We start from the raw sequence: 13,479 nt of genomic DNA on the forward strand, positions 1-13,479 counted from the left end.
CTCAACTTCGCGAGATAGCTCTGGAAAGGAGGTGATCCAGCCGCACCTTCCGATACGGCTACCTTGTTACGACTTCACCCCAGTCATGAATCCTACCGTGGTGACCGTCCTCCTTGCGGTTAGACTAGCCACTTCTGGTAAAACCCACTCCCATGGTGTGACGGGCGGTGTGTACAAGACCCGGGAACGTATTCACCGCGGCATGCTGATCCGCGATTACTAGCGATTCCAGCTTCATGCACTCGAGTTGCAGAGTGCAATCCGGACTACGATCGGTTTTCTGGGATTAGCTCCCCCTCGCGGGTTGGCAACCCTCTGTTCCGACCATTGTATGACGTGTGAAGCCCTACCCATAAGGGCCATGAGGACTTGACGTCATCCCCACCTTCCTCCGGTTTGTCACCGGCAGTCTCCTTAGAGTGCTCTTGCGTAGCAACTAAGGACAAGGGTTGCGCTCGTTGCGGGACTTAACCCAACATCTCACGACACGAGCTGACGACAGCCATGCAGCACCTGTGCGCCGGTTCTCTTTCGAGCACTCCCGCCTCTCGGCAGGATTCCGACCATGTCAAGGGTAGGTAAGGTTTTTCGCGTTGCATCGAATTAATCCACATCATCCACCGCTTGTGCGGGTCCCCGTCAATTCCTTTGAGTTTTAATCTTGCGACCGTACTCCCCAGGCGGTCAACTTCACGCGTTAGCTACGTTACTAAGGAAATGAATCCCCAACAACTAGTTGACATCGTTTAGGGCGTGGACTACCAGGGTATCTAATCCTGTTTGCTCCCCACGCTTTCGTGCATGAGCGTCAGTATTGGCCCAGGGGGCTGCCTTCGCCATCGGTATTCCTCCACATCTCTACGCATTTCACTGCTACACGTGGAATTCTACCCCCCTCTGCCATACTCTAGCCTGCCAGTCACCAATGCAGTTCCCAGGTTGAGCCCGGGGATTTCACATCGGTCTTAGCAAACCGCCTGCGCACGCTTTACGCCCAGTAATTCCGATTAACGCTTGCACCCTACGTATTACCGCGGCTGCTGGCACGTAGTTAGCCGGTGCTTATTCTTCCGGTACCGTCATCCCCCGACTGTATTAGAGCCAAGGATTTCTTTCCGGACAAAAGTGCTTTACAACCCGAAGGCCTTCTTCACACACGCGGCATTGCTGGATCAGGCTTTCGCCCATTGTCCAAAATTCCCCACTGCTGCCTCCCGTAGGAGTCTGGGCCGTGTCTCAGTCCCAGTGTGGCTGGTCGTCCTCTCAGACCAGCTACTGATCGTCGCCTTGGTAGGCCTTTACCCCACCAACTAGCTAATCAGCCATCGGCCAACCCTATAGCGCGAGGCCCGAAGGTCCCCCGCTTTCATCCGTGGATCGTATGCGGTATTAATCCGGCTTTCGCCGGGCTATCCCCCACTACAGGACATGTTCCGATGTATTACTCACCCGTTCGCCACTCGCCACCAGGTGCAAGCACCCGTGCTGCCGTTCGACTTGCATGTGTAAGGCATGCCGCCAGCGTTCAATCTGAGCCAGGATCAAACTCTTCAGTTCAAACCTGTTACTGTTTTCGGTTCAGTTAAGAACCGGTCGCTCACTCAAAGCTGACAGGAATATGAATCACTTCATAAACCTGACTTACTTTAGTGTGAGACTCTTGATACTTTTGCCATCTGATCCGAGGATCAGCTCGCTGCCATCAAGCGCCCACACTTATCGGCTGTTAATTTTTAAAGAGCATGTCTGCGAGGGATCTGAACCCCTCAGCAGCGCTGCGTTTTCAGCAGCAGAGAAGCGAGATTATGAACCGTGTTTCGCAGCTCGTCAACAACTTTCTGAACGACTTCGTTGCGACTGCGGGGCTCAACTTCCGTACCGCCGAGGCTCGCTACTTCCGAACTCCAACAGCACTGCTTCCCTTCCTTCCGCGCCGCGTTTCCGTTAGCGCGAAAGAGGCGTGATTCTATGCAGCTCACGGCGATCGCGCAAGGGGCTTGAAGCAACTTTTTTACGAGCGCCGCAATTCGGCCGTCCGGCCATGCCTGGGCACGAGGCCGCTTATGGTGCAAAGAACGGACTAGAATGTGAGGTTCTTCGCCTCTTTCTATATACGTCTTTAATATGCGCCAGCGAATCGCCAAACGCCTCCCCCCCGATGCCGACAAACTGGTCGGTCTGTCGCTTGCGCTCTTCGCGTCGGGCAGCCGCATCGAGGATCGCTTCTGGGAAGCGAAGCTCGACGCGCTGCTCGCCAAGATCGTCCGCAACGGCAATCAGACCACGCTCGACGCCGCGCTCGACCATCTTCAGCAGAATCATCCCGACGCCTACGGCGCGCTCGCCGACATGGCCGAGACACACAGCGAGTCGATGGTGATCGACCACGACGGCCAACCGTACGATGCGCTGCTGGTCGCCGTCCCGGTGCTCGCCTGGACGCGCTATATGATTCCGTCGGGCCCACTGAAGGGCGACGTTACCGACGCGCTGCGCACGCACCTGCAGGCGCACGTGCTCGCAAACGGCACCCTCGTCGGGCTTGCTCCCTTCCTCTACAGCATCGACCAACTGCCGCGGCACCACGTGGAAACCTACCGGCTGGCCCAGCAGCTCGCGCATGCGGCGATCGGTCAGCACACCCCGAAGCTGAGCTTCGGCGACCTGCCGGAAACCTCGCCGATCCTGGCCGATCCGCGCTTCCTGCTGGCGGTCGTCGCCGCGCCGACCGGCGCGGCGCTGTTCCGTTGGCAGGAAGAAGAAAACGGCAGCCGTATCGAGCGCGGCCAGTGCCTCGAACAGTGGACGGCACAGGGCGGCCCGAACCTGTCGATCGCGCTGCCCGGCTGCGAGTTCGAATGCCTGCTTCCGGACGCGTACTACTCGGCCTGTCGCGATGCGGACGAACGCGTGCGTCCACACACCGTCCGAACGGCCATTCGTTATCTATTCGACACACTTGGTGCAGCGCCGCAGGAGTTGCGCGCGGTGGTCGCCGGCTTCGGCGAACGCCGTATCGACGAGTATCGGGTCGGCTTCACGCGGCGTGCCAGCAACGATGTGATCTACGGCGTCGTGTGGCCGCTCTACGGCCGTGAAAACGGCGACGTTTCGATCGACAGCGCGACGCTCGAAGGCGAAGCGCCGATCGAAGGGCCGCTCGAGGAAATCGTAAGCCTGCTGAAGGAATGCGGCGTAACCGACGTCCGCCGGCACGCGGGCCGCTTCGAACCCGAATACTGCGACGACTGCGGTGTGCCGCTGTACGCCGATCCGCTCGGCGAAATCGTCCATGCGGAAATGCCGGAAGACGCGTCGCCCGCGCAGCCGCATTTCCACTGACTCGCCCCCGCAGGCCCTGCAGCCTGCCCCGCCAAAAGCCGCTTCCGGTGCCTGCCGAAGCGGCTTTTTTTCTTGTCCGATGTTCTGTCGCCCAAAATTTCGAACTTTTCCTAAGCCTTTCAGCCAAGCAGACATCGTGTAAGGTCTTTGTCATTATCGGGGCCAGCTTATATCCCCCCCGACAGCAGTCAATGACTCACCTTATGGAGATTGAATATGCGATTCTTGGTGCTTAACTCAGACGCCGAACGGCGTGACGGACTGAAGGCCCTGTTGCGGCAGATCGACCGGCACGCCAGCATCAACGATGCGCCTGACGGTTTCCAGGCGCGCCGGCTGCTGCGCACCCAGCGTTTCGACCTCCTCGCGATCGACTGGCTCGACGTGGGCCGGCTCAGCGAGCTTCAGGCGCTCGGCAACGCGTGCTCGCCGACACCGGTCGCCGTCCTGGTCGACGAGATCTCGCCCGAAGCCATCCAGCGTTTCTTCAACTACGGCGTCGCGGGCGTGATCCCGCATTCCACGCGGCCGCACCTCATCGTGCGCGCGCTGGAGATCGTCCTGCTGGGCGGGCACTACATTCCGCCGATCGCCCTCAGCCTGCTACCGTCCACGGCGACGGCGCGCCACGATGCCCATTTCCAGACGCTCGCCGGCTCGCTGCCCCGCCGCCCGCCGAGCGGCCTCCTGTCGCCGCGACAAGCGCAGATCATGCGGTTCGTCCACATGGGCAGCACGAACAAGATGATCGCGCGTACGCTCGGCATCAGCGAAGGCACCGTGAAGATCCACCTCGCGAGCATCTTCCAGCAGCTTGGCGCCGCAAACCGCGCCGCCGCGGTCGCGATCTACAACGGCTGGCTGTCGCCCCATCTCGAGGTGCTGCTGGCGAACCGCAACCGCGCCCGCAAGCCGGCCATCGGCGAACACGGCCCGGTTCCGCTGCGGACACAACGGCATGACCGTCCGTACCCGTTGCCTACCGCGAATGCCGGCACGCACGATCTGCCGCTCGCCGCCGAGCCACCGGCACGGTTCCGGCGCGGACGCTAGGCAAACAGTCTCGATATTGCGACGGTCGCGCATGCGCCGGTTCCCACCTTTGATGCTCAACGAGTAATATGGACGCATGGGTTTTCTTTTCACACCGCTTCCGCTCTGGGTTGGCATCGGTGGCTGGATCGCCGCCGTGGCCCTGCTCGCGCTCGCGATCTGGAATCGCCCGTTCGTACGCCTGCAAGACGCCACGCTTCAGCACGTGTGGCTCGCACTCGTCACTGCGATCACGGTCCTGTGGGCTTCGAACGCATGGCTCGAAGACGGCATCGTCATGCATCTGCTTGGCGCAACGCTGCTCGTCACGCTGTTCGACTGGACGCTCGCCCTGGTTGCGATGGGCGCCGTCACGGCGATTGCCGCGGTCATCTTCGACGCGCCGTGGCAAGGCATCGGCCTGACCTATCTGATCTACGGTGCGCTGCCTGTCGCCGTGTCGGCGTTGCTGCAACGCGCCGCGCTCGCGTGGCTGCCGCACAACCTCGCATCGTTCATCACGGGGCAGGGCTTCCTGTCGCCGGCCATCGCGATCGTCGCGGTCGCCGCTGCGGCGGCCGGTGTCCAGCTCGCGCTTGCCGACGGCGTGCCCGTCGTGATTCCGGCCGGCTATCTGCTGAACACCGCGCTGCTCGCGCTCGGCGAAGCGTGGTTCACCGGCATGGCGACGGCACTCATCGCCGTCTATCGCCCCGCGTGGGTCACGACCTTCGACGTCCGGCGCTACCGCCTCGGCGGCCCGCGCGCCTGACTTTCCCCTCCGGACCAGCTCGGCGCACACATGTGCCGGCGGCACCGTCCACGACGCGCGCCGAATACGCCACCTACTGCCGCACAACTTTTTTACGCTAAGATTGAACTCCTGTTCTTCATCGGGCATCTATACGTGCCCGATGTCTCCTTCGCTCCTCACCAATAACCAGATGGACAGCTCACCTGCCTCGCTCCGGATTTTCCGGGCGCTCGGCAAGCTGGCAGCCTGTATCGCGGGCCTGTCGCTTGCGCTTCCCGCTCCGGTATTCGCCGACCTGCTCGACCAGCGCTCCGAACTGATCAACAAATTCGTCAACGAGATGCATGCCGATCCGCTCGCCGCCGATTGTGCGGCGCACGGCAGCTTCATCGCCAGTACGTCGACCGCGTTCGACCGCGTCGAGTTCGCGCCGAACGCATTCGACAGCGGCAATGCGACCATCACGCCGTGGAACGACTCGTTCGACCAGGGCAAGCAGCGCGTGAAGGTCGACAACATCGTCACCGTCGACGGGCTCGGCATCCACAGCAACGGCAGCGATCCGACGCCGCTGAAATTCCGTTGCGGCTATGTCGGCCAGCAAATGCTCGCGTTCAGCTGGAACGACCCGGTCCCGCCGCTGAAGCCGCGCGTCGAACGCTCGTCGTCTTCGACGAAGAAGTTCAAGGGCAAGTCGCACCGCGGCAAAGCCAAGGCGAAGGCATCGAGCCGCACCGGCAGCAAGAAGGCCGTCGCGACGAAGAAATCCAGCGGCCAGAAGAAGGCCGTGAAGAAAAAAACCGCGAAGAAGTCCTGATACGACGGAGCGGCAACGACAGCGGCAAAAAAGCCGGCGCATCACGAGATGCGCCGGCTTTTTTCATGCGACGACGAACGGCTGCGCTTACGCGAACGTGTCGACGTGCACCAGGATCGCAGCCAGCATCGCCGCGCCGAGCGCCGCGCTGCGCTCGCCGTTCCAGCCGACGCGCTCGTCGGGCAGGTTCGCGTTGTCCTTGAACGGCATTTCGAGCGTCAACGACAGGCAGCCGAACTGATGGCCGATGTACTTCGACGCGAGCTTCAGCGCATCTTCCTTGTACTTGCTCGCCGCGTAGCCATGCTCGGTCTGGAAGTCGGGGCTGGCGACCTTGAACGCGTCGATGAACGCGGCCTGCTCCTTGCCCTGCTGCTCGGTAAAGCTCGGCAGCATCTCCGAGCCGGCGACGAACACGTACGGCAGATCCTCGTCGCCGTGAATGTCGAAGAACATGTCGCAGCCGATCGCGTGGATCGCATCGCGCACGGCCAGCACTTCGGGGCTGCGCTCGGCATCGGGCGCCATCCACTCGCGGTTCAGGTTCGCGCCGGCCGCATTGGTGCGCAGGTTGCCGTGCACGCTGCCGTCCGGATTCATGTTCGGGACGATGTAGAACGTCACGCGATCGTAGAGCTTGCGCGCCACCGGATCGCCGGCCCAGTCGCCCCATCCCGCCAGCCGCTTGACCAGGCCTTCGACGAACCACTCGGCCATCGACTCGCCCGGATGCTGGCGCGCGATGATCCATACCTTCTTCTTCGGCGCATCGTCGGTTTCCGGCGTGCCGAGCGTCAGCAGCGACATCGGACGGCCTTCGACCGTGCGGCCGAGCTCGACGATGCTCGCCTGCGGCAACTGCTGGACCGCGCCGAGAAACGCCGCGTGACGCTCTTCCGAGTACGGTTCGAAATACGCGTAGTAGATGCTGTCGAACTCGGGTGTATGGTCGATGGTCATCGTCTTGCCGTCGAACGTCGTCGGCACGCGGAACCAGTCGACCCGGTCGTAGCTCGCCACCGCGTGATAGTTGCGCCAGCCCGACGGGTATGCGCATTCGGCTGCGTTCTCGAACGTCATCACGCACCGCTCGCCACGCGCGCCCGTCAAGCGGTAGTAAAACCATTGCGCGAACTCCGACCGATTGTCGCCGCGCACGCGCAGCCGGATCGCGTCGGGGCGCTCGCACGACACGACGTCGATGGCGCCTGCGTCGAAATTACTGGTGATCGAAAGGGTCATCTGTCTCTCTCCGTTATCGACCGGCGTTAGCGCTTTAGCGCTTACGCCGGCCCCATGCAAAGCGGTTGACCGAAGCACGCGGCGTACCGCCTGTCCGGCCTCATGCAGGCGCCGGCCGTCTCGTGAACGGCCGGCAGGGTCACTCGCCGATGCGCCGGCGATATACGTAAGTCGAATCGTTCGACGCCGCCGCATCGAACGCATAGCCTTCGGTCGCGAATGCCTTCAGCGCCTTCGGGTCGGTGATACGGTTCTCGACGACAAAACGCGCCATCAGGCCGCGCGCGCGTTTCGCATGAAAGCTGATGATCTTGTAGCGGCCGCCCTTCCAGTCCTCGAATACCGGCGTGATGACCGGTGCGGCCAGCAGCTTCGGCTTGACCGACTTGAAGTATTCGGTCGACGCGCAGTTGACCAGCACGCGTGCGGCGCCGCTGCGCGTCTCCAGCTGCTCGTTCAGCGCCCGCGTGATGCGGTCGCCCCAGAACGCATACAGATCCTTGCCGCGTGCGTTCGCGAACCGCGTACCCATCTCGAGCCGGTACGGCTGCAGCAGGTCGAGCGGACGCAGCAGCCCGTACAGGCCCGACAGCACGCGCACGTGCTGCTGCGCATAGTCGAGATCGGTGGACGACAGCGATTTTGCGTCGAAACCCTCGTAGACGTCACCGTTGAACGCCAGCACGGCCTGCTTCGCGTTGGCCGGCGTGAAGGTCGGCGACCAGTCGGCGTAGCGCTGGAAATTCAGGCGCGCGAGCGGATCGGAGATATCCATCAGCGTCGCGATGTCCTGCGGCGACAGCTTGCGCAGGCCGCGGATCAGTTCCGACGCGTCGTCGACGAATGCAGGCAACGTGTAAGACGGGACGTGCGCGGGCGTATCGTAGTCGAGGGATTTGGCGGGAGAGAGAACGATTATCATAGAGGCTCGCTGGCACGCCGTGCCTTGCGGTCAGACGAAAACCACCGATTGTAACGAATGAGCCGCTCTCTCGCCCCGCATGCCGCGCACCGCGTCGTGCTCGACTCGAACGTCTGGATCGACATCCTCGTATTCGACGACCCCGCTACGCGCCCGATCCGCGCCGCGCTGGAATGCGGCACGCTGGCCGCCGTGATCGACGGCCGCTGCCTGACCGAGCTCGAATACGTGCTCGACTATCCGCAGTTCCAGTCGCGCGCGATCGACAAGGCGGCCGCGCTCGCGACCGTCGCCCGTCTCGCGAACCTCGTTGAACCGCCGCCCGTCGACGCCGGCGCGCCGCCGCTGCCGAAGTGCAAGGACCGCGACGACCAGAAATTTCTCGAGCTTGCCCGCGCCGCGCAGGCCGACTGGCTCGTGTCGAAGGACCGCGCGCTGCTGAAGCTCGCGAAACGCACCGCACGCGACTTCGGTTTCCGGATCGCGCAGCCCGCTCCCTTTACCGAGGCCTGCGCGCTCGACGCGACGCCGGCCGCCCCGACCACGCCAGCCTGACGCACACGGCCCCACCCGATTTCGACCGTATCGATGAACGCTCCTTCAGATATGCCAACGACGCCCGTTTTCCCCTCGCGCCTGCCGAACGTCGGCACGACGATCTTCACGGTCATGAGCGCGCTTGCCGCCGAAAAAGGGGCGGTGAACCTCGGCCAGGGTTTCCCGGATTTCGATTGCGATCCGCGCATCGTCGATGCGGTCTCGGCCGCGATGCGCAACGGGCACAACCAGTATCCGCCGATGGCCGGCGTCGCGCCGCTGCGCGACGCGATCGCCGACAAGATCGCGCAGGTGTACGGCCGGCGCTACGATCCGGCCAGCGAAATCACCGTGACGGCCGGCGCGACGCAGGCGCTGCTGACGGCGATCCTGTGCGCGGTGCATCCGGGCGACGAAGTGATCGTCGTCGAGCCGACCTACGACAGCTACCTGCCGTCGATCGAGCTCGCGGGCGGCAAGCCGGTGTTCGTCACGCTGGAGGCGCCCGACTATGCGATCCCGTTCGACCGCCTCGCGGCCGCGATCACGCCGAAAACGCGGATGATACTGATCAACACGCCGCACAACCCGACGGGCACCGTGTGGCGCGAGGCCGACATGCGCAAGCTCGAGGACATCGTGCGCGGCACCAACGTGCTGATCCTGTCCGACGAGGTGTACGAGCACATGGTCTACGACGGCGCGCGCCACGAGAGCGTCGCGCGCTACCCGGAACTCGCCGCGCGCAGCTTCATCGTGTCGAGCTTCGGCAAGACCTATCACGTGACGGGCTGGAAGGTCGGTTACGTCGCGGCGCCTGCCGCGCTGACCGCGGAATTCCGCAAGGTCCACCAGTTCAACGTGTTCACGGTAAACACGCCGATGCAGATCGGGCTCGCCGACTACCTGCGCGACCCGGCGCCGTACCTGTCGCTCGCGGGCTTCTATCAGCACAAGCGCGATTTCTTCCGGGCCGGCCTCGAACGCACGCGCTTCAAGCTGCTGCCGTGCACGGGCACGTACTTTCAGTGCGTCGACTACTCGGCGATCAGCGACCTGCCCGAAGCGGAATTTTCGAAGTGGCTCACGTCGGAGATCGGCGTGGCCGCCATTCCGGTGTCGGCGTTCTATCACGAGCCGCACGAATCGGGCGTCGTCCGCTTCTGCTTCGCGAAGCAGGAAAGCACGCTCGCCTCCGCGCTCGAACGGCTCGCCCGCCTGTAAGACCGCCACGGGCGGCCGCACGCCGCCCGTCAGAAACGCTTACGAACGCACGACGTTCGCCGCTTCGATATACGCCTTGCGCTCGGCTGCCACGCGTTGCGCGGCCGGGCGCTCACCCACCGTCTTCGCGTGCGCCTTCCAGTCGATGCCTGCATCGAGCAGGAAGTCGCGGCCGAATATGGCCTTCGTCGCCATGCCGATGACCGGCAGATGGACCCACGCCACCATGTCCGCGAGGCCGAACGATTCGCCGAGCACATACGGCGAAAACCGCGTCATCTGCTTGAAGGCATCGATCGCGCGCGGCAGACGCTTCTCGACGTGCGCCTTCATCCCGTCGCTGACCTTGCCGCCGAAAAACGCTTCCGTATAGACCTCGCGCGCCATCCATTCGAGATACAGCTCGAGCGTCTCGACCAGTTCGCGCACCTTCGCGGCCGCGAACGGGCTTGTGGGCAAAATACCTTTTTCGGGATAGCGCGCCGCCAGGTATTCGACGATCACCTGCGACTCGAACAGCGCGCCCTCTTCGGTCTTCAGGAACGGAATCTTGCCGAGCGGCGAATCGGCAAGCTGCGCCGGATCGCTGATCGGCAAACCGCACACCGACTCCTCGAACGGAATGTCGTGCTCGAGCAGGACGAACTTCACCTTGTTGTAGTAGTTGGACAACGGGATACCGCACAGCTGTAGCATCGGAGTCTCCTTCCTGGCTGAAGCGCGGCCGCCTCGACGCCGGCCGCATCGGGATTCATCGCGCTGAAAAGCACGTTCGTGCTAGTCTAAAGCAAGTTTTGCGTTCGTCATGACAACATTACCGCCGCTGTGGCGACGGCGCCGCCTGTCCACGCGACACACGCGGCGTCACAGCCGCGCCATCCGATGGAGACACGCTCCCATGAGTGCTGAACTGCTGGCCTCGCGTCCGCCCGAGAGCGAATCGACGCTCGTCCTCACACTGTCCAATCCCGGCGCGCGCAACGCGCTGCATCCCGACATGTACGCGGCCGGCATCGAAGCGCTCGCCACCGCCGAGCGCGATCCGGCGATTCGCGCCGTCGTGCTGACAGGTGCCGACCGCTTCTTCTGCGCAGGCGGCAACCTGAACCGGCTGCTCGAGAATCGCTCGAAGGAGCCGTCCTTTCAGGCCGACAGCATCGATCAGCTCGCGGCATGGGTAACGGCGATCCGCGCAGCCACGAAGCCGGTGATCGCAGCCGTCGAAGGCGCCGCGGCCGGCGCGGGCTTCTCGCTCGCGCTCGCGTGCGACCTGATCGTCGCCGCACATGATGCGAAATTCGTGATGTCGTATGCGCGCGTCGGCCTGACGCCCGACGGCGGCGGCTCGTGGTTTCTCGCCCGTGCGTTGCCGCGCGCGATCGCGGCCGAGATCCTGTTCGAAGGCAAGCCGGTTGCCGCCGAACGCCTGCATGCGCTCGGCGTCGTCAACCGGCTCGCCACGCCCGGCACGGCACTGAGTGACGCACTGGCATGGGCCGACACGCTCGCCGGCATCTCGCCGAATGCGCTCACGCGCATCAAGTCGTTGCTCGACGACGCGACCGCGCAACCGCTGGACGCGCACCTCGGCACCGAGCGCGATCATTTCGTCGCGTCGCTGCATCATGCGGACGGGCTCGAAGGCATCACCGCCTTTCTCGAGAAGCGCCCGCCGCGCTACAAGCGCTGATCCGCCGCGTCGGCCTTCGAACCGACGCCACGCCGCCGCGTCCCTCCGATGCGCATGTCGCCGTCGCACGCAATGCCGACGGCGATCTCCCGCCCGGCCTTGCCTGCCCGTCGGCACACGCGTTTGCGTCGCCAGCAGCCCGTGTCGATCCATGCTCTAATGACCGCCTGTCGCGGCGCCGCCGGCGCCGTTTTCGCGCAAGCCTCACAGGAGTTGACGATGATCGACGTCTATAGCTGGGCGACCCCGAATGGCCACAAGGTGCACATCATGCTCGAGGAAACGGGCCTCGCATATCGTGCCCATCCGATCGATATCGGCGCGGGCGACCAGTTCGAGCCCGCGTTCCTGAAGATCAGCCCGAACAACAAGATCCCCGCGATCGTCGATCCGGACGGCCCCGGCGGCCAACCGATCTCGCTGTTCGAATCGGGCGCGATCCTGATCTACCTCGCGGAGAAGACCGGCAAGTTCCTGCCGACCGATCCGGCCGCACGCTATGCGACGCTCGAGTGGCTGATGTTCCAGATGGGCGGTGTCGGCCCGATGCTCGGGCAGGCGCACCACTTCCGCCTGTATGCGCCGGAGAAGATCGAGTATGCGGTCAACCGCTACACGAACGAAGCGAAACGCCTGTACAACGTGATGGAAAAGCGCCTCGGCGAATCCGAGTATCTCGCGGGCGACACGTACACGATCGCGGACATTGCGACGTTCCCGTGGACACGTTCGTGGCAGAACCAGGGCATCGTGCTCGACGCCTTGCCGAACGTGAAGCGCTGGCACGAGGCGATCGCCGCGCGACCGGCCGTGCAGCGCGGCGTCGAGGTGCTCGCGTCGATGCGCAAGCCGCTGCAGGACGACAAGGCGCGCGAGGTGCTGTTCGGCGCGACGCAATACGCGAAGCACTGACCCGCACGCGGCGGGCGGAGCGGCATCCGTGCATGCCGCTCCGTGCCTCAGAAGTAATGCAGCGTGATGAACTCCGCCGCGCACACCGGCAGCGGCGCGTCGGGGCGCTCGACCTGCACCGATACGGACCACGTCACCTGAATGCCGCCACGCGCAGCGTCGGCGGTTTCCTTCACCGCGAACAGCGCACGCACGCGCGCACCGACCGGCACCGGCTTCAAAAACCGCACGCGGTTCAGCCCGTAGTTCACGCCCATCTTCTGCTCGAAGCGCATCGCGTCGGTCATCAACGCGGGAATCAGCGACAGCGTCAGGAACCCGTGCGCGATCGGTCCGCCGAACGGCGACTCGCGCCGCGCGCGCTCGGGGTCGACGTGAATCCATTGATGGTCGCCGGTCGCGTCGGCGAACCCGTCGACGCGCGGCTGGTCGATCTCGATCCAGCCGCTCGCGAGCGGCTCCGCGCCGACCCGCGCCTGCAGCGCCTGCGCCGATGCGATCAGCGGCAAGGTCACGTCGGTCATATCTTCGCGCCTCCCGGATGGCGCAGCCCGAAAATCACCTTGGTGTGCACGGTGATCACCGTCTCGCCGGCTTCGTTCACGCCGACCCATTCCGTCGATACGATGCCGCGATCGGGCTTGCTCTCCGACACGCGCTTGTCGTGCACCTTCTGGTACATCGTGATCGTGTCGCCGGCGCGCACCGGCTTCAGCCAGCGAATCGAATCGATGCCGGGCGAGCCCATGCTGGTCGAATCCGGTCCGAGCTTCTGGATCAGCAGGCTCATGAACACCGAGCACGTATGCCAACCGCTCGCGACGAGGCCGCCGAAATGCGACGCCTTCCCCGCTTCCTCGTCGAGATGGAACGGCTGCGGATCGTAGCGCTTCGCGAACGCCTTGATGTCGTCAGGCTCGAACGTATAGCGACCCACTTCGGTGGTACTGCCGACCACCAGATCTTCGTAACTGATGCCCACTGATAAGTCTCCTTGTCTCGCGCGC

Annotated in this window: 13 protein-coding genes and 1 rRNA gene; 8 read left to right on the plus strand and 6 right to left on the minus strand. The window is 63.9% G+C overall.

Features of this window, described 5'->3' with window-relative positions:
- Window positions 1–24: 24 nt before the first annotated feature.
- Window positions 25–1,557: ribosomal RNA gene (locus KU887_RS11930) — 16S ribosomal RNA — on the minus strand.
- 567 nt (window positions 1,558–2,124) lie between these two features.
- Between KU887_RS11930 and KU887_RS11935 the strand changes: the two genes are divergently transcribed.
- From KU887_RS11935 to KU887_RS11950, 4 genes are all read left to right on the plus strand, one after another.
- On the plus strand, window positions 2,125–3,342 hold the full coding sequence (locus tag KU887_RS11935) for a DUF2863 family protein (protein WP_006484868.1): 1,218 nt from the start codon (window positions 2,125–2,127) through the stop codon (window positions 3,340–3,342).
- A 216-nt stretch (window positions 3,343–3,558) separates the two neighbouring features.
- On the plus strand, window positions 3,559–4,395 hold the full coding sequence (locus tag KU887_RS11940) for a response regulator transcription factor (RefSeq protein WP_006496994.1): 837 nt from the start codon (window positions 3,559–3,561) through the stop codon (window positions 4,393–4,395).
- Window positions 4,396–4,471: 76 nt separating this feature from the next.
- Window positions 4,472–5,146 (plus strand): energy-coupling factor ABC transporter permease, encoded by a 675-nt coding sequence (locus tag KU887_RS11945; RefSeq protein WP_006484865.1) that lies wholly within the window; start codon window positions 4,472–4,474, stop codon window positions 5,144–5,146.
- 142 nt (window positions 5,147–5,288) lie between these two features.
- Entirely contained in the window at window positions 5,289–5,945 is a 657-nt protein-coding gene (locus KU887_RS11950; RefSeq protein ID WP_034201515.1) for a BspC domain-containing protein, read from the plus strand.
- Window positions 5,946–6,032: 87 nt separating this feature from the next.
- Here KU887_RS11950 and KU887_RS11955 read toward each other — a convergent pair whose 3' ends face one another.
- Window positions 6,033–7,187 carry a M14-type cytosolic carboxypeptidase gene (locus KU887_RS11955; protein ID WP_034201514.1) on the minus strand — a complete coding sequence of 385 codons (1,155 nt, stop codon included), beginning with the start codon at window positions 7,185–7,187 and terminating at the stop codon, window positions 6,033–6,035.
- Between the two features lie 139 nt (window positions 7,188–7,326).
- Window positions 7,327–8,109: a peroxide stress protein YaaA gene (gene yaaA / locus KU887_RS11960; RefSeq protein ID WP_062884413.1), complete on the minus strand. Its 783-nt coding sequence runs from the start codon at window positions 8,107–8,109 to the stop codon at window positions 7,327–7,329.
- A gap of 57 nt (window positions 8,110–8,166) precedes the next feature.
- Here yaaA and KU887_RS11965 point away from each other — a divergent pair, with 57 nt between their 5' ends.
- Both KU887_RS11965 and KU887_RS11970 read left to right on the plus strand, forming a co-directional pair.
- Window positions 8,167–8,664 (plus strand): putative toxin-antitoxin system toxin component, PIN family, encoded by a 498-nt coding sequence (locus KU887_RS11965; protein WP_006484880.1) that lies wholly within the window; start codon window positions 8,167–8,169, stop codon window positions 8,662–8,664.
- 33 nt (window positions 8,665–8,697) lie between these two features.
- Window positions 8,698–9,870, plus strand: a complete 1,173-nt coding sequence (locus KU887_RS11970) for a pyridoxal phosphate-dependent aminotransferase (RefSeq protein WP_020979891.1) — start codon at window positions 8,698–8,700, stop codon at window positions 9,868–9,870.
- 39 nt (window positions 9,871–9,909) lie between these two features.
- Here the strand turns inward: KU887_RS11970 and KU887_RS11975 are convergent, their stop codons facing one another.
- On the minus strand, window positions 9,910–10,566 hold the full coding sequence (locus tag KU887_RS11975) for a glutathione S-transferase (protein WP_124632948.1): 657 nt from the start codon (window positions 10,564–10,566) through the stop codon (window positions 9,910–9,912).
- A 202-nt stretch (window positions 10,567–10,768) separates the two neighbouring features.
- On the opposite strand from KU887_RS11975, the gene KU887_RS11980 reads away from it, so the two are divergent.
- Together KU887_RS11980 and KU887_RS11985 are read left to right on the plus strand one after the other, a co-directional pair.
- Entirely contained in the window at window positions 10,769–11,560 is a 792-nt protein-coding gene (locus KU887_RS11980; protein ID WP_006484890.1) for an oxepin-CoA hydrolase, alternative type, read from the plus strand.
- A gap of 219 nt (window positions 11,561–11,779) precedes the next feature.
- Window positions 11,780–12,472 (plus strand): glutathione binding-like protein, encoded by a 693-nt coding sequence (locus KU887_RS11985; protein WP_006484871.1) that lies wholly within the window; start codon window positions 11,780–11,782, stop codon window positions 12,470–12,472.
- Between the two features lie 47 nt (window positions 12,473–12,519).
- Here the strand turns inward: KU887_RS11985 and KU887_RS11990 are convergent, their stop codons facing one another.
- Together KU887_RS11990 and KU887_RS11995 are read right to left on the minus strand one after the other, a co-directional pair.
- Window positions 12,520–12,996, minus strand: coding sequence for a MaoC family dehydratase (locus KU887_RS11990; RefSeq protein WP_006496999.1), 477 nt, complete (start codon window positions 12,994–12,996; stop codon window positions 12,520–12,522).
- Window positions 12,993–13,454 carry a MaoC family dehydratase gene (locus KU887_RS11995; protein WP_006484884.1) on the minus strand — a complete coding sequence of 154 codons (462 nt, stop codon included), beginning with the start codon at window positions 13,452–13,454 and terminating at the stop codon, window positions 12,993–12,995. The genes KU887_RS11990 and KU887_RS11995 overlap by 4 nt, the downstream gene beginning before the upstream one ends.
- Window positions 13,455–13,479 lie beyond the last annotated feature (25 nt).

Origin of the sequence: Burkholderia sp. EMB26 (assembly GCF_024730645.1) — a bacterium.
Classification (GTDB): domain Bacteria; phylum Pseudomonadota; class Gammaproteobacteria; order Burkholderiales; family Burkholderiaceae; genus Burkholderia; species Burkholderia cenocepacia.